The following is a 22,741-nucleotide window of genomic DNA, read 5'->3' on the forward strand; positions in this document are numbered from 1 at the left end:
GGCCAGCAAGAGACACGGCGGGGAAGGCGGAGCCCATGGCAAGCCACGGAGCGCGGAGCCGAAGCGGTGGCCGGCCCACCCTCGAGGAGGTCGCCGCACGCGCCGGCGTCGGCCGGGGCACCGTTTCCCGGGTGATCAACGGCTCGCCCCGGGTCAGTGACGCCACACGTGCGGCCGTCGAGGCGGCCGTCGCGGAGCTCGGGTACGTCCCCAACACGGCCGCACGCGCCCTGGCGGCCAACCGTACGAACGCGATCGCGCTGGTCGTGCCCGAGCCGGAGACACGGTTCTTCGCGGAGCCGTACTTCTCGGACATGCTTAAGGGCGTCGGCGCCGAGATCTCGGAAACCGAGATGCAGCTCCTGCTGATCTTCGCCGGTAGCGACCGCGAACGCCGCCGGCTGGCCCAGTACCTGGCCGCGCACCGGGTCGACGGCGTCCTGCTGGTGTCGGTGCACGCCGACGACCCGCTGCCCGACCTGCTCTCCCAGCTGGAGATCCCGGCGGTCATCAGCGGCCCGCGCTCGGCGGCGGAAACGCTCCCGTCCGTGGACTCCGACAACTACGGCGGCGGGCGCTCGGCCGTGGAGCACCTCCTGGCCGGCGGCCGCCGCACGATCGCGCATATCACCGGCCGCCTCGACGTGTACGGCGCCCAGCGGCGCGTCGACGGCTACCGGGACGCGCTGCGCGACGCGGGCCACGAGGTGGACGAGCGGCTGATCGAGCCCGGTGACTTCACCGAGGAGGGCGGCCGCCGGGCGATGACGAACCTGCTGGCCCGCCGCCCCGACCTGGACGCGGTCTTCGCCGGCTCGGACGTCATGGCGGCCGGCGCCCGCCAGGTCCTGCGCGAGGAGGGCCGCGGCATCCCCTCGGACGTGGCCCTGATCGGCTACGACGACTCGGCCATAGCGCGCCACATGGACCCGCCCCTCACCAGCGTCCGCCAGCCCATCGAGGAGATGGGCCGCCACATGATCGACCTGCTCCTCTCGGAGATCGCCGACCGCCGCCCGGCGGTGTCCCGGGGACTGGAGCGCAGGCAGGTCGTCCTGGCCACGGAACTGGTGGAGCGGGCCTCGTCCTGACCTCTTCGATCATTCGCTTCCGCAGCCGCGCCCGGGGCGGATCGGCCGGGGCGCCCGATCCCGGTGAAGGTCATGACTGCCCATCCCCTGCTGGACGTTGACGAGGTCCCCGAGACCGAGCCGTACCTGCGGAGCGTGGGCGAGGTGTTCCGTTCCTTCCGCGAACAGGACTCCGGCTGCCTCTCCCACGGCGTCCGGCTCCCCGACGGCAGCCGCTGGTTCGTGAAGGAGGCCACCACCGAGCGGGGCCGGCGCTCCCTCGACCGCGCCTGGGCCTTCCACGGGACCGTCCGGCATCCGGCGATCGTCCCGCAGCTGCACCGGATCGCCGTGGGGGACCGCCGTACGGCCGTCGTCATGCCGTGGCACGACGGCGAGATCCTCTACGACCCCACGGCCCGCGCCCGCTTCCGCGCCCTGCCCCTCGCCCGCGTCCACCACGCCCTGGACCGGGTGCTGGACGCCCACCTCGCCGTCGAGGCCGCGGGCCAGGTCGCCGTCGACCTCTACGACGGTGCGTTCCTCTACGACTTCGACGCCCACGAGCTCCGCCTGATCGACCTCGACGACTACCGCCCGGGCCCGTTCGTCCTGACCGAGGACCGCCTCCCCGGCTCCACCCGCTTCATGGCGCCCGAGGAGTGGCGGCGCGGTGCCACGATCGACACCCGCACCACCGTCCATGTCCTCGGCCGCACCGCCCGCCTGCTCCTGGACGCCGGCCCGGGCGAGGACGCCTTCCGCGGTACGGCCGCACAGCTCGCGGTCGTGGAGCGCGCCACGCGTTCCGTACCCGGCGAACGGTTCGGTGGCGTACGGGAGTTGGTGGAGGCGTGGCGGGCGGCGTCGTAGCGCGGGGGCTCAGGCGGTCTTGAAGTAGTGGCCGGCCTCCAGGTCCGGGATCAGTGCGGCGTGCTCCGGCCGCCAGCCGAGCAGCTCCCGGGTGCGTGCGGCCGAGGCCCGCATGTCGATGGCGGCGAAGCGGCCGAGCCAGCCGAAGTGGTCCGTCGCCTCCTCGGGGGCGACGCTCGCGACCGGCACGTCGAGCCCACGCCCGATGGTCTCGGCGATCTCGTGGAAGGGCACCCCCTCGTCGCCGATCGCGTGCAGCCGCACGCCCGCCGGGGCCGCCTCCAGCGCCAGCCGGAACAGCCGGGCCGCGTCGAGCCGGTGGACGGCCGCCCAGTGGTTGGAGCCGTCGCCCACCATGGCGGAGACGCCCTTGTCGCGCGCGTGGTCGATGAACATGGGCACGAAGCCGAGGTCGCCCTCGCCGTGCACGCTCGGGGGGAGCCTCAGCACCGACGCGCTCACCCCGCGTTCGGCGAGCGCGAGCGTCGCGACCTCGGAGGCGAGCCGGTGATGGCCGGGGGAGCCGGGGTCGGCCGGGTCCTCCTCGGTGCCGACGCGTCCCGGTGCGGTCAGCAGTCCCGAGGTGACCACGAAGGGCTTGCCGGTGCCTTCGAGCACCTCGCCGACGGCCTCGATCGCCTTGAGGTCGGCCTCGCCCGAGGCGGTCAGGTTGGTGAAGTCGTGGATGAACGCCAGGTGCGCGACCCCGTCCGCCGCCTCCGCGCCCCGGCGCAGACTGTCGAGGTCGGTCAGGTCCCCGCGGTGCACCTCCGCGCCCGCGGCCTTCAGCGCCTCCACGGACCGGTCCGAGCGGGCCAGGCCGACGACCTCGTGCCCGGCGTGGAGCAGTTCACGGGTGACGGCGGAACCGACGAAGCCGGTCGCACCGGTGACAAATACACGCATGATGATCCTTCGCTGCGAAGAGTGAATGACGAGTGAACGCCTCTTCAGCCTGCGAAGGCGGGGCCGCACCAGTCCAAAGCCTGTTTCGCATGGCGCAATACGGATCAGGCATCACCGCAGGTGGGAGGTGCTGTGACCCGGAAACGGCCACTGCGGTGGACGTACGCTTCAGGCATGACCGACCTCGACCTCCGGCTGGTCCGGTACTTCACGGCCGTCGCCGAGCACCGGCACTTCGGCCGGGCCGCCGACGCGCTGCACGTCACGCAGCCGTCGCTGAGCCGGCAGATCCGCCGCCTTGAGCAGCAGCTGGGCGCGCGACTGCTGGAGCGGACCCCGCAGGGCAGCCGGCTCACCGAGGCGGGAGAGGTCTTCCTGCCCCGGGCGAAGGCACTGCTGCGTTCGGCGGCCCAGGCGGCGAGCCTGGCCCGGGCGGCCGCCGAGCCGAGCCGGATCACCGTGGGGTACACGGCGGGGATCATCGTCACCCCGGCGGTGCGCGCCCTGCGTGAGCGCTTCCCGGACGCCGACGTCAGGACCGCGCACGTCGACTGGGGCGAGCGGACCACGGTCCTGCCCGAGCTCAGGGTCGACGTCCTGGTGACGCGGCTGCCCTTCCCGACCGACGGGGCGCAGGTGACGGTCCTCTACGAGGAGCCCCGGGTGCTGGTGCTCCCGGTCGGCCACCGTCTCGCCGGCAAGGAGTTCGTCACGCTCGACGACATCGCCGACGAGCCGCTGGTCCGGGTGGCCGACCCGGTCTGGAACGCGTACTGGCGCATCGACCCCCGGCCGGACGGCCGCCCGGCGCCCGACGGACCCCTGGCCCACGCGCTGGAGGACAAGTTCGAACTCGTCGCCTCCGGACAGGCCCTGTCCATCACGGCGTTGCCCCGGGCCGGCACGCTCCGGCCCGATGTCACCGCGGTCCCGCTGCACGGTGTCGAGCCGGCCCATGTCGTCCTCGCGACCCGCGCCGAGGAGCGGAGCCGGCTGGTCGCGGCCTTCCGCAAGGCCGCGGGGACCTTCCTGAAGCCGTCCGACTCCTGAAACGACCTCAGCCGGTGACCTTGTTTCCAAGGTCACCGGCTGAGGTGAATGGGGTGAGTGACGGGACTTGAACCCGCGGCCACCTGGACCACAACCAGGTGCTCTACCAACTGAGCTACACCCACCATGTTCGGCTGTTCGGATTTCTCCGACCGGCCGAGAAAAAGTGTACAGGGTCTGAAGGGGTGCTCGCGCCCGGCTTTATTGCGCAGGCAGCACGTGCCTCGCGGCGATCGTCTTCGCGGTCTCGGAGTCGGGTCCGGGCTGCGGGACGAAGATCGCCTCGCGGTAGTAGCGCAGCTCCGCGATGGACTCCCGGATGTCGGCGAGGGCGCGGTGGTTGCCGTTCTTGTCCGGGCTGTTGAAGTAGGCCCGCGGGTACCAGCGCCGGGCGAGCTCCTTGACGGAGCTGACGTCCACGATGCGGTAGTGGAGGTAGTCCTCCAGGGTGGGCATGTCCCGGAGCAGGAAACCGCGGTCGGTGCCGACGGAGTTGCCGCACAACGGGGCCTTGCCGGGTTCCTTGACATGCTCGCGGACGTAGGCGAGGACCTGCTCCTCGGCGTCGGCGAGGGTCGTCCCGCCGGCCAGCTCGTCGAGCAGCCCGGACACGGTGTGCATCTGACGCACCACCTCCGGCATCGTCTCCAGCGCCTGGTCCGGGGGGCGGATGACGATGTCCACACCGTCGCCGAGCACGTTGAGCTCGGAGTCGGTGACGAGGGCGGCAACCTCGATGAGCGCGTCGTCGGACAGCGAGAGGCCGGTCATCTCGCAGTCGATCCACACCATGCGATCGTTCATGCGAACACCCTACGGCTGACGTTCGCTTTTGTGGCGCCCCGGTCGGTGCCGGAGAACCGGAACGCCGGGCGGGCCTGCGCAGGCCCGCCCGGCGTCAGGACGTCACGCGCCGCTGCGCTGCCCCGGAAGGCTCGCCCGGCCTCCGCCGACGTACAGCTCGCGGCCGTTGTCGGAGGGCGGGCCCACGGGGGCCGGGGTGCGGCGGGTCTGGAGCGGTACCGGACCGCTCTCCGGGTGCAGCGGGACGGGCGCGCTGGGCGTGGGACCCGTCGGGCCCCCCACCGGACCGTCGCTGTCCACGGGCCTGTCGCCCTGCGGACGGCGGGCCCGGTACGCGGCCCGGTAGGCGGCCGGGGACGAGCCCAGCTGCCGCCGGAAGTGCCCGCGCAGCGCCACCGGCGAGCGGAAGCCGCAGCGACCCGCGACCTCGTCCACCGAGTAGTCCGACGTCTCCAGGAGACGCTGTGCCTGCAGCACCCGCTGGGTGATCAGCCACTGCAGCGGGGCCGAACCCGTCAGCGAGCGGAACCGGCGGTCGAACGTACGACGGCTCATGTACGCCCGCGCCGCCAGCGTCTCCACGTCGAACTGCTCGTGGAGGTGCTCCAGCGCCCAGGCGACGACCTCGGCGAGCGGGTCGGCGCCGATCTCCTCCGGTAAAGACCTGTCGAGGTAGCGCTCCTGACCGCCCGAGCGGCGCGGCGGGACCACCAGTCGGCGGGCCAGGGCCCCTGCCGCCTCGTTGCCGTGGTCCGTCCGCACGATGTGGAGACAGAGGTCGATTCCGGCCGCGGTACCGGCCGAGGTCAGTACGTCGCCGTCGTCCACGAAGAGTTCTCGTGGATCGACGTGCACCGACGGGTAGCGCTTGGCCAGCGTCGGTGCGTACATCCAGTGTGTCGTCGCGGGGCGGCCGTCCAGCAGGCCCGCCGCCGCCAGCACGAAGGCGCCGGTGCACAGCCCTACTATGCGGGCGCCCTCTTCGTGCGCTCGGCGCAGTGCGTCGAGCGCTTCCTCCGGTGGCGGTGAAGTGATCGAGCGCCAGGCCGGTACGACGACCGTGCCCGCGCGTGAGATCGCTTCCAGGCCATGCGGTGCGGTGAGTTCCAGGCCCCCTGTGGTCCGCAGTGGGCCTTCCTCGCCGCCGCACACCAACAGTCGGTAGCGCGGCACGCCGGCGTCCTGGCGGTCAATCCCGAACACCGACAACGGTATGGAACTCTCGAAGATGGGGCCGCCGCTGAACAGCAGCACCGCGACGATCTCCTTGCGGCGTCGCCCGGAAAGCTTCCGGGCCGCGGCTTCCGGCGCGGCAGTGGAGTCGTGGCTCATACTGCTAAGCCCCCCTCGGTGGTCGCGGCTCCTCGGTTGTGTCGCTCCTGCACGTTTCCCCTCGGTCCTGCACGAGTCCCCCGCCGTAAGACGTCAAGATCGAATCTACTGTGTCGCGTGCTGTCGGCGTGACCGGTTGGTCATCCGGCAGATTGTCGACTTGGCAACTTGGCGTAAAGCATTCGATCACGAAGCGTTGCACTCGTGGGCCGCGCAGGGAAGTGCGCCTTGTGGCAGTGGCTAATCCACGTAGGGTGCACGGGGCCTTCGAGACCCTATCCGTGCAGGTGGAACGGGGGTTGGGGGGTGTTTGGACCAAGGGACACGCCCACCGTGGAAGTTGGCTGAAAAGAATCGTCGCGGTGCATGGAAACCGGTCAGCCGACCGGTGTATTTCCCCCGGTGTGACGACCGCCTCGACGGGCCCCGGCACCGCTCCGGTGATGACGGCCGCGACGGGGCGCCCGCTCCTCCTGGGCCAGGCGGGCCGCGCCGCGCTCCGACTGGCGCAGGAGGATACGGCAGACGGCCGTCACGGCGGCGAGGCCGAAGGCGGTGCCCGTCGCGCCGGCCAGTGAGGTGCCGTACCAGAGGAGCACCACGGGGACGAGGACGCAGCTGAAGGCCGCCCAGCGGACCACTTCCGTGGTGGTGTCCTCGGCAGGCGGTCGGTGTCCGGTCATCGTGTGCTCCCTGGGGCGTCTCCCTGCGGCGTGGCTCACGGGTTCAACGCGTGTTCGACCCTTCGGTCACTGTGTCGAGGGCCGTCCGGTGGGCCGGGGCGGGAGCGGCCACGGGAATCCTGTGCAAACCGCCTGTACGGCGCAGCAACCATTGCGTTACGGGCGCCCCCTCGTGCATGCTCCCTGGAACCCCCACGGACGGTGGGCGGGCTCTGGGCCAAGGAGGCTTCGCGCCGTACCCTTGAGGGTATGGGGTTGGGAAGATGATTCCCGGACACAGCTCCGCCGCACACTGTCGTCCCTCCCACACAAGGATCACAACGCCGAGACAGCCATGGCCGGTCACGAATTCTTCGAACCAGCGGACCGCAAGCGGCCTGTCGCCGATCCCACGGCGGCCGAGCCCCTGGCGGCGGAAGAGTCACGCCACTCCTGCGACCCCGCCTTCAAGCACGGCGTCGTGGTGGGCTTCGACGGCTCCACGTCCAGCGAGCGCGCTCTCGCCTACGCGATCGGCATGGCCCATCGCTCCGGCTCGGGCCTGATCATCGTGCATGTCGCCAACCGGCTGCCCACCACCGTGTGGGCCGGCTGCGAGCCACCGGTCTTCGTCGACGTGCCCGACCACCGCACCGAGGTGCTCGGCCTGGAGCTCGCCTGCGCGGACTACCTGGCCGAGGTCCCCTGGATCCTCGTGGAGCGCGGCGGGGACATCTGCCACGAACTCGAGGAGGTCGGGCGGGAGTACGAGGCGGACGCGATCGTCGTCGGCTCCACCCACGGCATCGTCGGGCGCATCTTCGGCTCCGTCGCGGGGCGGCTCGCCAAGCGGGCGAAGCGGCCCGTCATCGTCATTCCCTGACGCGTCAACTCGTCGTTCGCCCAGGTGAGATGGGCGAATCTACTCGCGCGTAGGGGTGTTTGTGTCTTTGTGAAGGGCATATAGCGGTCACGGGCTGCCGGGCCGGGGCGTGACGGTCACCGGGCCAAGTGGCAGCCGGTGTCGGGGTATTGGGCGACCCCGGCACATCGAACGGACCCCCCGTGAGCGGTGGCATCGCGTGGGGGTCCGTCCTGCGAGGACCTTCTACTCGACCGTCACCGACTTGGCGAGGTTCCTGGGCTTGTCGATGTCCCGGCCCAGGGCCAACGCGGTGTGGTAGGCGAGGAGTTGGAGGGGGATGCCCATCAGGATCGGGTCCAGCTCGTCCTCGTTCTTCGGGACCACGATGGTCTCGTCGGCCTTCTCCTGGTGCTGGTGGGCGACCGCCAGGATGCGGCCGCTGCGGGCCTTGATCTCCTCCAGGGCGGCGCGGTTCTTCTCCAGGAGGTCGTCGTCGGGGACGATCGCGACCGTGGGGAGGGCGGGCTCGATCAGGGCCAGGGGGCCGTGCTTGAGCTCGGAGGCGGGGTAGGCCTCCGCGTGGATGTAGGAGACCTCCTTGAGCTTCAGGGAGGCCTCGCGGGCCACCGGGTAGCCCCGGACGCGGCCGATGAAGAGCATCGAGCGGGCCTCGGCGTACTGCTCGGCCAGCTTCCTGATGTGCTCCTCCTGCTCCAGCATCTCGGTGATCTGCGCGGGCAGCTTGCGCAGGCCCTCGATGATCCGCTTGCCGTCGCGGACCGAGAGGTCGCGGGTGCGGCCCAGGTGCAGGGCGAGCAGGGCGAAGGCCACCGTCGTGTTGGTGAAGCACTTGGTGGAGACCACGCAGACCTCGGGGCCCGCATGCACGTAGATGCCGCCGTCCGCCTCGCGGGCGATCGCCGAGCCGACCACGTTCACCACGCCCAGAACCCGCGCGCCCTTGCGCTTCAGCTCCTGGACGGCCGCGAGGACGTCGTAGGTCTCACCGGACTGGGAGACGGCGATGTAGAGGGTGTCGGGGTCGACGACCGCGTTGCGGTAGCGGAACTCGGAGGCGGGCTCGGCGTCCGCGGGGATCCGGGCCAGCTCCTCGATCATCTGGGCGCCGATCATGCCCGCGTGGTACGAGGTGCCACAGCCGAGGATCTTCACGCGGCGGATCTGGCGGGCCTCGCGGGCGTCCAGGTTGAGGCCGCCGAGGTGCACGGTGGAGAAGCGGTCGTCGATGCGGCCGCGCAGCACGCGGTCCACGGCGTCGGCCTGCTCGTGGATCTCCTTGTGCATGTAGGTGTCGTGGCCGCCCATGTCGTAGGAGGCGGCCTCCCACTCGACGGTGGTGGGCTCGGCCGTCGTGCGGGTGCCCTCCGTCGTGTAGGTGCGGAAGTCGTCGGCCTTGAGGGTGGCCATCTCGCCGTCGTCCAGCGTCACGATCTGCCGGGTGTGGGCGACCAGCGCGGCGATGTCGGAGGCGACGAACATCTCCTTCTCGCCGATGCCGAGGACGACCGGGGAGCCGTTTCGGGCCACCACGATGCGGTCGCTGAAGTCGGCGTGCATCACGGCGATGCCGTAGGTGCCCTCGATCACCCGCAGGGTGTCGCGGACCTTGTCCTCCAGCTTCTCCGCCTGGGAGCGCGCGATGAGGTGGACGAGGACCTCGGTGTCGGTCTCGGAGAGGAACTCGACGCCGTCCGCCTCCAGCTTGCGGCGCAGGTCGGAGGCGTTGTCGATGATGCCGTTGTGGACGACGGCGACCTTGAGGTCGGCCGACATGTGCGGGTGGGCGTTCACGTCGGAGGGGGCGCCGTGGGTGGCCCAGCGGGTGTGGGCGATGCCGGTGGTGCCCTTGAAGCGGGCCGGGACCTTGGCCTCCAGGTCGCGCACCCGGCCCTTGGCCTTGACCATCTTCAGGCCGGCCGTCTTCGGCGAGGTGACGACGATGCCCGCCGAGTCGTAGCCGCGGTACTCGAGGCGCTGCAGACCCTCCAGGAGCAGTGGGGCGACATCGCGCTTCCCGATGTATCCGACAATTCCGCACATAAAGATGTGTCCCCTAGCCGTAGACCATGCGGCGCAGCTGCCTCAGCGTCAGCTCCGGCGGCGCCACCGCTCGATATTTCAGGTCCGCCTCGATCCGTCCGAAGATCTCCGCGTTCACCAGGCCCTGGGCCTGGAGTTCGCGGTGGCGGCGACGGACGAATTCCTCGGTCGTCTCGTCGAAGAAGGCGAGCACGTCCTGGATCACGCGCAGCGCCTCGCCCCGGCTGAGGGGCGTGGACCGCGTCAGATGATCAACAAGTTCGTCGTGCACCCGGTAGATCCTGGGGTACCGGAAGCCGTTTCGCAAGAATCCTGCCCGATATCGGGCAACGAGCTGTTGATGCTCTTATGAACCTCTGTTCGCAAGCTGTCCATCCTGCGTCTCACACCTCGTCGCTCATAGCGACGAGTTTCAGACGCCATGGACATTCCTCGCATGGGCGTACCCGAGCAGCTCGCCGACCGCATGAGCATGGCCGAGCAGCACGAGTACCTGCGCACCAGATTCTCCCGCCGCAACGTGATCAGGGGCGGTGCCGTCACGCTGGGCGCCGTCGCCGGCGGCGCGTTCGTCCCGGGCGCCGTCGCCCAGGCCGCCACGCCCACCCAGACCTTCGCCTCCGCCACGACCGTCGACGGCGCCCTTGTCGCCCCCTTCGGCCGCCACCTCGCCTGGGGCAACGACCCGCGCACCGAGATGACCGTCTCCTGGCAGGTGCCGGTCGCGGTCAAGAAGCCCTTCATCCGGATCGGCGCCCGCCCCTGGGACCTCTCCCGCAAGATCGAGGCCGAGGTGCGCACCCTGTACACCCCGGCCGGCGTCGGCGCCAGCGCCGACCACACCCAGTACTACCTGCACGCCAAGCTGACCCACCTGCGCCCCGGCCAGACCTACTACTACGGCGTCGGCCACCAGGGCTTCGACCCCGCCGAGCCGCACCTGACCGGCACCCTGGGCACCTTCACCACCGCGCCCGCCCACAAGAAGCCGTTCACCTTCACGGCCTTCGGCGACCAGGGCGTCAGCTACCACGGCCTGGCCAACGACAGCCTGCTCCTCGGCCAGAACCCGGCCTTCCACCTGCACGCCGGCGACATCGCCTACGCCGACCCGGCCGGCGCGGGCAAGACCGCCGACACCGGCTTCGACTCGCGGGTGTGGGACCAGTTCCTCGCCCAGACCGAGTCGGTCGCCAAGTCCGTGCCGTGGATGGTGAGTTACGGCAACCACGACATGGAGGCCTGGTACTCGCCCAACGGCTACGGCGGCGAGGAGGCCCGCTTCACGCTCCCCGACAACGGGCCGGACAAGGCCCATCTGCCGGGCGTGTACTCCTTCGTCTACGGCAACACCGCGATCATCTCGCTCGACCCGAACGACGTCTCCTTCGAGATCCCGGCCAACCTCGGCATCTCCGGCGGCACCCAGACCACGTGGTTCGAGAGGCAGCTGAAGAAGTACCGGGCCGCGAAGGACATCGACTTCGTCATCGTGTTCTTCCACCACTGCGCCTACTGCACCTCCACCGCGCACGCCTCGGAGGGGGGCGTGCGCCAGGAGTGGGTGCCGCTGTTCGAGAAGTACACCGTGGACCTGGTCATCAACGGCCACAACCACCAGTACGAGCGCACCGACGTCATCAAGGGCGACAAGGTCGCCAAGAAGCTCCCGATTGGCGCGACCGCGTACCCGGAGACCGAGGGGGTCGTGTACGTCACGGCGGGCGCCGCGGGCCGCAGCCTGTACGCGTTCACCGCGCCGGACTCCTACGAGGGCCACCTCAACGAGCAGGACTCCGTCGCCTCCTTCGTCAACACCAAGGACGGCAAGGTCAACGAGACCGTCGCCTGGTCCCGGGTGCGCTACCTCAACTACTCCTTCCTGCGCGTGGACGTGGAGCCCGCCGCCAAGGGCCACTACGCCAGGCTGAAGGTGTCGGGCATCGCCGAGACCGGTGACCGCATCGACCACTTCACGGTGGCGCGCAGGGCGAAGTAACCCGCCTCGGATCACATCCGCCCGAGGATCGCCTGCTTGGCCATCGTGAACTCCTCGTCCGTCAGGACACCCGTGCGGTGCAGCTCACCGAGCTCGCGCAGCCGGCGCAGGAGGGCATCGTGACCGTCCTCGGCGGAGCCGACCGGAGAAGAAGGCGTCTGCGGTCGTATGTCCGGTGTTCTCCGTACGTCGATGGCGGCGGCCCGGGCCGGGTGCGGAAGCCTGGCCTGGACCGCCGCCGCGACCAACGCCATCAGCGGGTCCTTCTTGAAGCCCCACAGCTCCACCGCGTTGGGGTCGTACTTCGGCGGGGCCTTGGTCGGGGCGTGCCGCACGGTGAAGCGCAGGTGGCCGTTCTCCAGGCCGACCGCGGGCTGCCACTCCACGGCGACGACGTCGGTCAGGGCGAGGGTGCGGGGCCCGGCGGAAGCCTTGGCGTCCTCCGTCTTCCAGTTCCACTCCAGACGGATGCGCTCCCCGTCGAAGGCGGCGGTGCCGTCGCCGGCGGAGACGGACAGGGGCACGGCCGGGCCGGGGAGCAGGTACGCGGTGACCGGATCGGTGGGGACCTCGTCCAGAAGCAGGGCGCCCCGGACCTCGTCCACGAAGTACTCGGCGACGCCGTAGCGGTCCGACTCGACGGTCAGCTGGTACGGGTCGTGCGGCTCGCTCAGCCGGCCGCCCGTCGCGTGCAGCAGGGGATCGGCGCCGTCACGCAGTCGCAGCCTCAACCGGCCGCTCTTCTTGCCCTGTTCGAGGGAGATGCCCGCCAACGCGCCCAGTGGCACGACGAGTTCACCCAGCGACCTGCGGAGCAGCCCGACGCTCTTGTCCCTTCCCGGCGTCAGCCGCAGAGCGTCGCCGTCGAAGACCCACGTGCCGTCCCTCTGGAGGATTTCCGCCATGGGGAAATTCTGGCATCCGGGGCTCAGCTGCCCAGCGCTTCGGCCAGGGCGTCGTCGAGAACGAAGCGGATCGCGCTGCCCGCGGTTCCGGTCGGCAGCATGCGGACCTCGCCGTTCGTGACCCCCACGGCGATGGCCGGGTTGTCCTGACAGACCAGGCTGAAGGTGCTGTCCTGGTGTGCCTTGAGGAGGAACGCCTGGTCCTCGGGATAGGGGGCGGCGGCTCCTTGCAGGTAGGCGCACGGCCGCAGCTGCATGGGGTCGCCCGCGGCCCGGTAGCCCGCGATGTCCAGGCAGAACGTCGACGCCACGTGCCGCAGACCGACAGCCCCGCCACCGATGTCGACGACTTGCCACTGCTGTCTCGCGCCCCCGTCGCAGGCGGCCGGCGCGGGGATGCCGTCCCGGGACTCACCGGCGGTGGCGCCGACACAACTCCCGGGCTCGGCCGCAGCCTTCAGCGCGACGGTGGCGAGCACGGTTCCCGCCCCCGGGGAGACCGAGGGCGAGGCCGAGGGGGACCGTGGGGGCCCGGCGGGCGGCGGACCGTAGGAACCGGTGGGCCGCTCGCTCTGCCCGACACCGGAGAGCAGACTCAGCGCCACGGCGGTGGCGGCGGCGGTCACCACGACGGCCACGGTGAGGGCGAGCACCGGGCGGCGGGGACCGGGGCCGGAGTCGGTGGGCAGGGGTGTGCTCGGGGCGGGGGGCGCCGGGGGAGAGGCGGAAGGGGTGACCGGGCTGTCGGCGGTGGCGGGGGCGCCCTGGGCGGAGTGTTCCGCGACGTGGGACATCCCGGGCCGGGCCGGCGTCTCCGGCCGCGCCACCGGCCCGGTCCCCGAGCCCGTGAGCACCCCGGAACCGGCCCGCGCTCCCCGCACCCGTAAGGCCGCCTTGGCCCACACCCCCGGCCCGGTCCGTGACGTCCTCTCCGGGGGCGTAGGGCGGCCGTTCCGCGCTCCCGCCCTCGCCGCGCGGTAGTCCGGGCCGCCCCACACCAGGAGCCGGTCGACGAGCAGGGGCCGTAGCTCCGGTGTGCCCCCCGACGTGAGCGTGCGCAGCAGCGCGATGTCGTGGGTGCAGAACGCGCAGGTCTCCAGGTGCTGTTCGAGATCGGCCGGGGTCTCACGATGGGTGCCGCGGGCGATCGCGCCGAGCATGCCGCCGTAGTGCACACAGCGCGCGTCGGCCGTGTGCTCGGCGCGCAGTCGCAGGAAGGCGTCGGCGAGCCGGGAGCGGGCCGACTCGGCCATCGACGCGGCGAAGTCCTGCGAGGTGTTCAACACCCGGGCCGCACAAGCCGGTTCGCCCTCCGCGAGGCACAGCCACAGCGCGGCCCGCGGCTGGTCGGCCAGCTCCCCGAACGCCCGCAGCAGCAGCGCGTCGTGCTCCACGAGCCGCAGCGTGTCCGTGGTACCGAAGGTCTCGCCCGCCCGCCGGGCCCAGTCCCGGAAGCCGGGGCGGAGCAGTCCGGCACGGTCGTCCCGCAGCCACCCGAAGGCCGTCCGCCGTACGTCGGCGAGGAGGGCCGTGCGCGCGGCGGGCCCCGGCCGGCCCCTCAGCACCTCCGCGGCGAGGTCCGCCGCCGTGGCCGGCCTGCCGCAGAACGCGCCCGCGTAGGCGTGGACGGCCGCGACGTCCTCCGCCGGGAAGCCTGTCGACGGGGCGTACAGGGCTTGCTGGGGCGTGTGCTCGGACATCATCGTCTCGTCTCCCCCAAGGAGCGGTCACGGCAAGATGTGGACCGTAGTGGCACTCACTATGACGATGCCGTGCAGCCTGTGTGCTCCAGAGGCACGAGAAGAGCCGGAAAAGGACGGGGCGCGGGAGGACCGTACTCCCGCGCCCCGCCTGGCTGTTGGGCCGTTCTACAGGCCCGCGACGGGGTTGTTCAGCGTGCCGACCAGCTGGAGCGCGCCCGACGGGTCCGCGAGGTCCACCATCTGCCGGTTGTTGCGCAGCTGGAGGCGGTTGAGGCAGGAGAGGGCGAACTCGGGCGCGAACATGTCGTACTGCGCGAACTTGTCGGCCAGTTCCGGCACCGAGTGCTGGTAGTCGCGGGTGACCTCGGCGACCGTGCGCCAGAAGTCCTCCTCCTCCAGGATGCCCTCGGCGGCGAGGTTCGCGGCGAGGAAGCGGAAGAAGCAGTCGAAGACGTCCGTGAAGATCGACAGCAGCTTCTTGTCGTCGGGGACCTCCACCCGCAGCCGCTCGACCGCGGGCGGCAGGACCGCCTCCGGGTCCATGACGGCGATCTCCTCGGCGATGTCCTTGTAGACCGCCCGCTCGACCACGCCGTCCTTCAGGACCAGGATGACGTTCTCGCCGTGCGGCATGAACACCAGGTCGTAGGCGTAGAAGCTGTGCAGCAGCGGGGTGTAGTAGGCCCGCAGGTAGCGGCGCAGCCAGTCGGTCGGGGTGAGCCCGGACCGCTCGATGAGCGCGCCCGCGAAGGAGCGGCCCTCGTGGTCGACGTGGACCAGGGAGGCCATCGTCGCGAGCGACTCGCCGTCCTGGAGGGACGGGACCGGGCTCTCGCGCCACAGCGCGGCCAGCATCTTGCGGTACGGCGAGTAGCGGTCGGTGGCGGCCTCGTACTCAAGGTGCCGGTAGCCGACGGCCGCCCGCTCGCGGATGATCGTCAGGCCCGTCGACTTCAGTACCGGGTCGCCCTCGATCAGCCCGGCGAGCCAGTCGTTGATGGCCGGGGTCGCCTCCATGTACGCGGCCGAGAGTCCGCGCATGAAGCCCATGTTGAGGACGGACAGGGCCGTCTTCACGTAGTGCTTCTGGGGGTTCGACCGGTTGAAGAAGGTCCGGATGGACTGCTGGGCCAGGTACTCGTCGTCGCCCTCACCGAGGCACACCAGCAGCTCGCGGGCGACCTCGGCGGCGAAGGTGACGGTGAGCTTGTTCCACCACTGCCAGGGGTGCACCGGTATGAGGAGGTAGTCGGCCGGGTCGAGGCCCTTGTCGCGCAGGACGCCGTAGAAGCGCTCGACGGTGTCCTCGCCAAGCTCCTGGCGTACGAAGCTCTCGTACTCGATGCCGACCCCGGCCGTGAAGGCGGCGCGCGAGCGGTGGGCGGCGAGCCAGACCAGGCGGACCGGGCTCGCGGTCTCGGGGGCGTACGAGAGGTACTCGTGGATGCCGAAGCCGAGCCGGCCGTTGTTGGCGACGAAGCAGGGGTGGCCCTCGGTCATGCCGGTCTCGATGTCCTGGAAGTCGGCCTTCGCCAACTCGGCCACCGGGACCTGGGGTTTGGTGAGCTTGTAGCAGGTGCCCGACAGGGTGGAGGAGATCTCCTCCAGGTAGACCGGCAGGATCTCGTCGCTCAGGCCGAGGGTGTCCTTCAGCTCGACGAAGAAGTCCAGCGCGGCGAGGGGGAGTTCGGTCCCGTCGCGGTGCCGGGTGAGGGAGTCGGCGTCGATCTGCCAGTGGTCGAGGGCGCGGCGTACGGCCGTGAAGTCGTAGCGGGTCTTGCCGTCGTCGCTGCGGACGACGTACTGGTCCTTGTCCGTCTCCTCGGGCTCGATCAGCCGCTCGTGCGCGAACTCGGCGAGGCCCTTGCGGATCAGCAGGCGGTTGGCCGTCTCCCAGCGCTCGGGGGAGAGGTGGGCCACGGCGTCAGCGAGGCTCATACGGCCACCCCCGTGGCGGCCGAGAACTGCTCCCGCGTGCAGAAGCTCAACAGGGCCTTCTTCTCCGGCTTCTGGATCACGCGCTCGGGCACGAACCCGACCGCCTCGTTCAGGGCGTGGACGGCCTTGTTGGAGACGTCGGGCTCCACGACGACCCGCCGGGTGGCCGGGTCCTCGAAGAGGTGGGCCATCACGGCGGTGATGACGGAGCGGGTGAAGCCGTGCACGGGCCGGTCGGTGGCCGGGGTGAGGAAGTGCATGCCGACGTCACCGGGCCGGGGCTCGTACAGCCCCACCAGCTCGCGGTGGGCGGGGTCGTACTTCTCCATCAGGAAGGCGGGCTCACCGTCCCTGTCGAGGCCCAGCAGCGCGTGGTGGTGCTCGTCGGCCGCGATGTCCATGTAGGCCCGCTCGACGTCCTCCAAGTTCGTGTCCTGCATCATCCAGAACGCGGCTTTGGGGTGGGTGACCCACCCGTGCAGCAGCTCGGCGTCCTTCAGGGGGTCGAGAGGGCGGAAGGTGAAGGTGCCCACGGCGGTGGTGCTCATACGGAAAACTCCTGGAACGCGATCGTCTTCTCGACCGGGTAGTACTCGGTGCCGAGCAGCTCTCGGATGATGCAGCTGTTGCGGTAGGCGCCCATGCCCAGGTCGGGGCTGGTGATGCTGTGGGTGTGGACGCCGGCGTTCTGCAGGAAGACGCCTCTGCCCGTCACGTCGATCGCATAGGCGCGGGACACGTCGAAATTGCCCTGGGAGTCGTAGACCAGTCGGTCCTTGACCGGTGCCAGGAACTCCGGCTCGGCGTACTTGTAGCCGGTCGCCAGGACCAGGCCCTGCGACTCGATCTCGAAGTCCTTGCCCTGCTCCTCCTGGCGGAAGGCGAGCGTGTACGTGCCGTTCTCGTGACGCGCGCTGTTCAGCGAGGAGTTGGTGAGCAGCCGGGTGGGGACCGGGCCGGCGAGGTTCTTCTGGTAGAGCAGGTCGAAGATCTCGTTGATGAGGTCGCCGTCGATCCCCTTGAACAGGCCCTTCTGCTCGGCGGTGAGCCGGTAGCGGGTGGCCTCGGGGAGCTCGCGGTAGTAGTCGATGTACTCCGGGGAGGTCATCTCCAGCGTGAGTTTGGTGTATTCGAGGGGGAAGAAGCGGGGGGAGCGGGTCACCCAGTTCAGCCGGTAGCCGTGGACGTCGATCTCGCCGAGCAGGTCTTGGTAGATCTCCGCGGCGGACTGCCCGGAGCCGACGATCGTGATCGACTCCTTCTTCACCAGCTCGCTTCTGTGCTGCACATAGCGGGAGTTGTGGATGAAGTCGCCGTCCAGACCCTGGCAGGCCTCCGGTATGTACGGCGGGGTCCCGGTGCCGAGGACCAGGTGGCGGGCGCGGTACACGTCACCGGCCGACGTCGTCACGACGTACAGGTCGTCCTCGTACCGGACCTCCGTCACCGTCGTGCCGAAGCGGATGCTGCTCAGCTTGTTCGCGGCCCAGCGGCAGTAGTCGTCGTACTCCACCCGCAGCGGATAGAAGTTCTCGCGGATGTAGAACGAGTACAGCCGGCCTTTCTCCTTCAGGTAGTTGAGGAAGGAGTACGGCGAGGTCGGGTCGGCGAGGGTGACCAGGTCCGACATGAACGGGGTCTGGAGGTGGGCGCCGTCCAGGAACATGCCGGCGTGCCACTCGAAGTCGGGCTTCGACTCCAGGAAGATCCCGTCGAGTTCGTCGATGGGCTCGGTGAGGCAGGCCAGGCCCAGGTTGAACGGGCCCAGCCCGATCCCCACGAAGTCGTGGACGGTGGACGGGTTTTCAGGACGCGCGGTCAAGGGACTCTCCCAGGTACTGCTCGGCGTGGCCGGCGATCAGGTCGAGGACGACGGACATGTCCTCGACCGTCGTCTCGGGGTTGAGCAGGGTGAACTTCAGGTAGTGGCGGCCCTGGACCTTGGTGCCCGCGACCACCGCGTCGCCGGAGGCGAACAGGGCCTTGCGGGCGTACAGGTTGGCGCGGTCGATCTCGGCCGGGTCGGTGACCGAGGCCGGGATGTAGCGGAAGACCAGCGTGGAGAGGCTCGGTGCGACGACCACGTCGAAGCGGGGGTCGGCGGCGAGCAGCTTCCAGCCCTCGGCGGCCAGGTCGCAGACCTCGTCGAAGAGCCGGCCGATGCCGTCGGCGCCCATCACGCGCAGGGTCATCCACAGCTTGAGCGCGTCGAAGCGGCGGGTGGTCTGGAGGGACTTGTCGACCTGGTTGGGAATGCGTTCCTGCACCATGCGGCGCGGGTTGAGGTACTCCGCGTGGTAGGTGGCGTGGCGCAGCGTGGACGCGTCGCGGACCAGCACGGCGGACGAACTCACCGGCTGGAAGAAGGACTTGTGGTAGTCCACGGTGACCGAGTCGGCGCGCTCGATGCCGTCGATGCGGTCCCGGTACTTGACCGAGGCGAGCAGCCCGCAGCCGTAGGCGGCGTCGACGTGCATCCAGGTGCCGTACTGCTCGCACAGCTCGGCGATCTCGGGCAGTGGGTCGATGGAGCCGAAGTCGGTGGTGCCGGCGGTGGCGACGACGGCCATCGGGACCAGGCCCTCGCGGCGGCAGCGCTCCAGCTCGCGGGCCAGGGCCACGGTATGCATCCGCTTGTCCTGGTCGACGGGGATCGAGACCACGGCGTCCGGGCCGAGGCCGAGCAGTTTGGCCGACTTCTTCACGCTGAAGTGGCTGACCTCGGAGGCGAAGACGCGCAGTTCGGCCGTCGTGTCGGCCTTGGCCTCCTCGCGGGCCAGCAGCAGCGCCTGGAGGTTGGACTGCGTCCCGCCCGAGGTGAACACGCCGTCGGCCACCGGGCCCAGACCGATGCGCGCGGTCGTCCAGTCGATCAGCTTGCGCTCGATGAGGGTGCCGCCTGCCGACTGGTCCCAGGTGTCCAGGGACGAGTTGACGGCGGAGAGGATGGCCTCGCCGAGCACGGCCGGGATGACGACGGGGCAGTTGAGGTGGGCGAGGTAGCGGGGGTGGTGGAAGTAGACCGCGTCCCGGAGGTAGACGTCCTCCAGCTCGTCGAGCACCGCCGTGGTGTCCAGCAGGGGCTTGTCGAGGTCGATCGCGTCGATGCGGGGGGAGAGGGCGTCGACGGTGATGCCGGTGAACGGCCTGGTGGTGGTGGCGAGTTTGGCCGCCACCCGCTCTATTCCTTCGGTCACGGAGCGGCGGTAGCTCTCCGCGGTCGTGTCGTTGAGCAGGTGCGAGCGCATCAGGGGGTCCTCCGGTGGGGACGATCCGTGCGGGACGGACGGGGCAGGAGCGGGGCGGGTAGCCGCTTCAACTTAGGTAAGCCTAACCTAATTAACTTGCGGGAAAACCTGCCCCTCCCGTGACCGGCGTCACGTCGACGGGAGTTACTCGGCCGCTCGCAGCTGTTCCTCGGTCATCCCCTGCCGCCAGTACCCGACGAAGGTGACCCGGCGCCGGTCGATCCCGCGCTCCCGCACGAAGTGCCGCCGCAGCTCCTTCACGCACCCGGACTCGCCGGCGATCCAGACGTACGGCCGCTCGGCGGGCGGGAGTTGGGCATCGCGGATGGCGTCCAGTGCCTTCTCCCCGACGAGCCAGGTGATCTCGGCGTCCGCGTCGGTCACGAGGTCCTGGATGTCCCCGGCGTCGGACACCTCCAGCCAGACGCGGGCGCGTTGCCCGGCGGGGAGGGCTTCGAGGATCGCGGAGACCGCGGGCAGGGCGGTCTCGTCACCCCACAGCAGCACCAGGTCGGTGTCCTGCGGCGGCCGGAACCGGATCGCCCGGTTGTCGGCGACGGCGGGCCCCAGCAACTGGACCCGGTCCCCGGCGGTGGCCCGCGCGGCCCACCGGGAGGCGGGTCCGGCGGGCTCGTGCAGCACGAAGTCGATGTCGATCTCGTCAGGATCGCGGCGCAGGCCCCGCAGGGTGTAGGACCGCATCACCGCCCGTACGTCATCGGGCAGTTCCCGCCACGCCTGCCACCACCCGTCCCCGAGCTCGACGGGAACCCCGGGCTCGGTCCGCCCTTCGGCGGGGAGGAACAGGGAGAGGGACTGGTCGTGCCCGTCGGAGAAGAAGTGCTGGAGATCCTCCCCGGTGAAGCTGACCCGGACGAGAGACGGCCCGAGCCGCCTCGTCCGTGCCACCTGAAGGGAGAAGAAACGGAACGGGGCGGCTACGGCCGTGGTCATACAAAACTCCCGGGGCTCAGGAAGACATGAACGGTCAGCTGACCTTCTTCGCGGTCTCGATCGCCTTCGCGAGGTTCTCCACCATCGCCACGCACTTGTCGTACGACAGGATCGGCTCCGGCGACCGCGCGATGACCTGCCCCGCCTTCACCGCGGGCAGCTTCTTCCAGGTCGCCTCGGTGATGTCGGCCGGCTGGATCGTGGCCGTACGGTCGTCCATCATGATGATGTCGGCCGCGTATTTGTCGACGTTCTCCCAGCTCAGCGACTCGTACCAGCCGCCGGATGCCTTCAGTACGGAGGCCGAGGGCTCCACGAAGTTCACGCCGAGCGCCTTGAAGTACTCCAGGTCGACGGAGAGGTTGGTGCCGGAGACGTAGAAGACGTCCTGGGCCGCGGACCCGGCGAGCACCTTGATGTCGGGGTGGGCCTTGGCGGCGGCACGCAGCCGCTGCGACGCCGACTCGAACCGCTTCTTCGCGTCGGTGACCTTCGCCGCCGTCATGTCGGCGCCGAGGGACTCGGCCAGCTCCCACACCTTCTGGAGCGGTGTGGTGATCTGGCGGTCGTAGACGGAGACCGCCACGCTGGGCGCCAGCTTGGCGATCTTGGACGCGGAGGCCGCGGGGACGTACCAGAGGGTGCCGGCGCTGTCGAAGGTCGTGGTGATGAGGACCTCGGGCGCGAAGGCCGCGTACTGCTCGACGTTGAACTGGTCCCACACGTTGCCGAAGACGGTCAGCTTGCTGACGTCCATGTCGCCGGCCTGGACGTCGGCCTTGCCGTCCTTGGTCTTGGTGGGGCCGAAGACGCCCTTGACCTCGATGCCGTAGTCGTGGAGCGCGGCGGCGACGCCGACGAAGGCGACGATCTTCGTGGGGACCTTGTCGAGCTTCACGGTCGTGCCGCGGTCGTCCTTGAAGGTCCATGCCCCGGACTTCGCGGCCGTGGTCCCGTTGCCAGAGCCCTCGCTGCTGGAGTCGTCGTCACCGCAGGCCGCGAGCACGGCCCCCAGGCCGAGTGCGCCGCCCGCGGCGAGGATGCCACGGCGGGTGAGATGGGCGGCTCGTGCGTTGGACATGTGTGGCTGCTTTCGAACGGGGCGGAGCGCCCGCCGGACTAGTTCGAAGGTAGGTTAGCCTAACCTCATCAAATGTCCAGAAGGCGGGTGCCGCCCCGTCGAAGCGGTGGGTCCCCTGTGAGCTGCGCTTAACCCACCAGCCCCAACTCCCGTGCGATCAGCATCCGCTGGACCTCGCTCGTGCCCTCGCCGATCTCCAGGATCTTCGAGTCGCGCCACATCCGGGCGACCGGGTACTCGTTCATGAAGCCGTATCCGCCGTGGATCTGGGTGGCCTCACGGGCGTTGTCCACGGCGATCGTGGAGGAGTACAGCTTGGCGAGGGCCGCCTCCTTCTTGAAGGGCTCGCCCAAGACCAGGCGTGAGGCCGCGTCCCGCCAGGCGAGGCGGGCCGTGTGGGCCTTCATCTCCATGTCGGCGATCTTGAACTGGATCGCCTGGTTGGCGCCGATGGGCCGCCCGAAGGCCTCCCGCTCCTTCGCGTACTTCACCGACTCGTCCACACAGCCCTGCGCGAGCCCGGTCCCGAGCGCCGCGATGGCGATCCGGCCCTCGTCGAGGATGCGCAGGAACTGGGCGTAGCCACGGCCCTGTTCGCCCAGCAGGTTCGCCGCCGGCACCCGGACGTCGGAGAAGGACAGCTCACGGGTGTCCGAGGCGTTCCAGCCGACCTTCGAGTACGGCGCCGCGACCGTGAAGCCCGGGGTGCCCGAGGGGACGATGATCGCGGAGATCAGGGGCTTGCCGTCCGGCTTGCGCCCGGTGACGGCGGTGACGGTCACCAGGCCCGTGATGTCGGTGCCGGAGTTGGTGATGAAGCACTTGGTGCCGTTGATGACCCACTCGTCGGTGTCCGGGTCCAGGCGGGCCGTCGTACGGGTCGCCCCGGCGTCGCTGCCGCCGTCCGGTTCCGTGAGGCCGAAGGCGCCCAGGATCTCGCCCGAGCACAGCCGGGGCAGCCACTCGCGCTTCTGCTCCTCGGTGCCGAACAGGTGGATCGGCATGGCGCCCAGGGAGACGCCGGCCTCCAGGGTGATCGCCACCGAGGAGTCCACGCGCGCGAGTTCCTCCAGCACGAGGCCGAGGGCCAGGTAGTCGCCGCCCATGCCGCCGTACTCCTCGGGGAACGGCAGTCCGAACAGGCCCATGCGGCCCATCTCGCGGACGATCTCGTAGGGGAACTCGTGGTGTTCGTAGTACTCGCCGATCTTCGGCGCCACGACGTCATGGGCGAACTGCTCGACGGTACGGCGGAGTTCTTCCAGCTCGGGGGAGAGGCGGTGGTCCATC

Annotated in this window: 20 protein-coding genes and 1 tRNA gene; 5 read left to right on the plus strand and 16 right to left on the minus strand. The window is 70.2% G+C overall.

The genetic code is table 11. From position 1 onward, the window contains the following. Nucleotides 1–35 precede the first annotated feature (35 nt). Nucleotides 36–1,091 carry a LacI family DNA-binding transcriptional regulator gene (locus tag D1369_RS25925; RefSeq protein ID WP_007382240.1) on the plus strand — a complete coding sequence of 352 codons (1,056 nt, stop codon included), beginning with the start codon at nt 36–38 and terminating at the stop codon, nt 1,089–1,091. A 72-nt stretch (nt 1,092–1,163) separates the two neighbouring features. Then, complete coding sequence (locus tag D1369_RS25930) at nt 1,164–1,943, plus strand: serine/threonine protein kinase (protein WP_082319560.1); 780 nt, start codon at nt 1,164–1,166, stop codon at nt 1,941–1,943. A gap of 9 nt (nt 1,944–1,952) precedes the next feature. Here D1369_RS25930 and D1369_RS25935 read toward each other — a convergent pair whose 3' ends face one another. Next, complete coding sequence (locus D1369_RS25935) at nt 1,953–2,849, minus strand: SDR family oxidoreductase (protein WP_007382238.1); 897 nt, start codon at nt 2,847–2,849, stop codon at nt 1,953–1,955. 174 nt (nt 2,850–3,023) lie between these two features. Here D1369_RS25935 and D1369_RS25940 point away from each other — a divergent pair, with 174 nt between their 5' ends. Beyond that, nucleotides 3,024–3,899 (plus strand): LysR family transcriptional regulator, encoded by an 876-nt coding sequence (locus D1369_RS25940; RefSeq protein WP_037900130.1) that lies wholly within the window; start codon nt 3,024–3,026, stop codon nt 3,897–3,899. 49 nt (nt 3,900–3,948) lie between these two features. On the opposite strand, the gene D1369_RS25945 is transcribed toward D1369_RS25940, so the two are convergent. From D1369_RS25945 to D1369_RS25960, 4 genes are all read right to left on the minus strand, one after another. After that, nucleotides 3,949–4,024 (minus strand) — tRNA-His (locus tag D1369_RS25945). A gap of 76 nt (nt 4,025–4,100) precedes the next feature. Further along, a complete protein-coding gene (gene orn, locus D1369_RS25950; RefSeq protein WP_007382236.1) occupies nt 4,101–4,703 on the minus strand; it encodes an oligoribonuclease in 603 nt (200 codons plus the stop codon). A 102-nt stretch (nt 4,704–4,805) separates the two neighbouring features. After that, nucleotides 4,806–6,035 carry a helix-turn-helix domain-containing protein gene (locus D1369_RS25955; protein WP_118082629.1) on the minus strand — a complete coding sequence of 410 codons (1,230 nt, stop codon included), beginning with the start codon at nt 6,033–6,035 and terminating at the stop codon, nt 4,806–4,808. A gap of 377 nt (nt 6,036–6,412) precedes the next feature. Further along, nucleotides 6,413–6,718 (minus strand): hypothetical protein, encoded by a 306-nt coding sequence (locus D1369_RS25960; protein ID WP_007382234.1) that lies wholly within the window; start codon nt 6,716–6,718, stop codon nt 6,413–6,415. A 334-nt stretch (nt 6,719–7,052) separates the two neighbouring features. Here D1369_RS25960 and D1369_RS25965 point away from each other — a divergent pair, with 334 nt between their 5' ends. Continuing rightward, the gene (locus D1369_RS25965) at nt 7,053–7,580 is read left to right on the plus strand and encodes a universal stress protein (RefSeq protein WP_007382233.1); all 528 of its coding nucleotides are present in this window, start codon (nt 7,053–7,055) and stop codon (nt 7,578–7,580) included. 225 nt (nt 7,581–7,805) lie between these two features. Here D1369_RS25965 and glmS read toward each other — a convergent pair whose 3' ends face one another. Both glmS and D1369_RS25975 read right to left on the minus strand, forming a co-directional pair. Next, a complete protein-coding gene (gene glmS / locus D1369_RS25970; RefSeq protein WP_007382232.1) occupies nt 7,806–9,623 on the minus strand; it encodes a glutamine--fructose-6-phosphate transaminase (isomerizing) in 1,818 nt (605 codons plus the stop codon). A gap of 13 nt (nt 9,624–9,636) precedes the next feature. Beyond that, on the minus strand, nt 9,637–9,894 hold the full coding sequence (locus D1369_RS25975) for a hypothetical protein (RefSeq protein WP_007382231.1): 258 nt from the start codon (nt 9,892–9,894) through the stop codon (nt 9,637–9,639). A gap of 165 nt (nt 9,895–10,059) precedes the next feature. On the opposite strand from D1369_RS25975, the gene D1369_RS25980 reads away from it, so the two are divergent. Then, nucleotides 10,060–11,622 (plus strand): metallophosphoesterase family protein, encoded by a 1,563-nt coding sequence (locus D1369_RS25980; RefSeq protein WP_037900128.1) that lies wholly within the window; start codon nt 10,060–10,062, stop codon nt 11,620–11,622. A gap of 11 nt (nt 11,623–11,633) precedes the next feature. Here D1369_RS25980 and D1369_RS25985 read toward each other — a convergent pair whose 3' ends face one another. From D1369_RS25985 to D1369_RS26025, 9 genes are all read right to left on the minus strand, one after another. Continuing rightward, the gene (locus tag D1369_RS25985) at nt 11,634–12,527 is read right to left on the minus strand and encodes a DUF4429 domain-containing protein (RefSeq protein ID WP_007382229.1); all 894 of its coding nucleotides are present in this window, start codon (nt 12,525–12,527) and stop codon (nt 11,634–11,636) included. A gap of 23 nt (nt 12,528–12,550) precedes the next feature. Then, nucleotides 12,551–14,230 (minus strand): RICIN domain-containing protein, encoded by a 1,680-nt coding sequence (locus D1369_RS25990; protein ID WP_118082630.1) that lies wholly within the window; start codon nt 14,228–14,230, stop codon nt 12,551–12,553. A gap of 165 nt (nt 14,231–14,395) precedes the next feature. Beyond that, nucleotides 14,396–16,168 (minus strand): IucA/IucC family siderophore biosynthesis protein, encoded by a 1,773-nt coding sequence (locus D1369_RS25995; protein ID WP_007382226.1) that lies wholly within the window; start codon nt 16,166–16,168, stop codon nt 14,396–14,398. Next, nucleotides 16,165–16,716 (minus strand): GNAT family N-acetyltransferase, encoded by a 552-nt coding sequence (locus D1369_RS26000; RefSeq protein WP_007382225.1) that lies wholly within the window; start codon nt 16,714–16,716, stop codon nt 16,165–16,167. The genes D1369_RS25995 and D1369_RS26000 overlap by 4 nt, the downstream gene beginning before the upstream one ends. Beyond that, the gene (locus D1369_RS26005) at nt 16,713–17,990 is read right to left on the minus strand and encodes a lysine N(6)-hydroxylase/L-ornithine N(5)-oxygenase family protein (RefSeq protein ID WP_007382224.1); all 1,278 of its coding nucleotides are present in this window, start codon (nt 17,988–17,990) and stop codon (nt 16,713–16,715) included. Before D1369_RS26005 ends, D1369_RS26000 begins: the two co-directional genes overlap by 4 nt. Then, a complete protein-coding gene (gene desA, locus D1369_RS26010; RefSeq protein WP_007382223.1) occupies nt 17,974–19,416 on the minus strand; it encodes a lysine decarboxylase DesA in 1,443 nt (480 codons plus the stop codon). Before desA ends, D1369_RS26005 begins: the two co-directional genes overlap by 17 nt. Nucleotides 19,417–19,560: 144 nt before the next feature. Further along, nucleotides 19,561–20,370: a siderophore-interacting protein gene (locus D1369_RS26015; RefSeq protein WP_007382222.1), complete on the minus strand. Its 810-nt coding sequence runs from the start codon at nt 20,368–20,370 to the stop codon at nt 19,561–19,563. Between the two features lie 34 nt (nt 20,371–20,404). Then, entirely contained in the window at nt 20,405–21,451 is a 1,047-nt protein-coding gene (locus tag D1369_RS26020; protein WP_007382221.1) for an ABC transporter substrate-binding protein, read from the minus strand. 128 nt (nt 21,452–21,579) lie between these two features. Further along, nucleotides 21,580–22,740, minus strand: a complete 1,161-nt coding sequence (locus D1369_RS26025; RefSeq protein WP_007382220.1) for an acyl-CoA dehydrogenase family protein — start codon at nt 22,738–22,740, stop codon at nt 21,580–21,582. Nucleotide 22,741 lies beyond the last annotated feature (1 nt).

The sequence above is a fragment of the Streptomyces sp. CC0208 genome (assembly GCF_003443735.1).
GTDB lineage: Bacteria > Actinomycetota > Actinomycetes > Streptomycetales > Streptomycetaceae > Streptomyces > Streptomyces sviceus.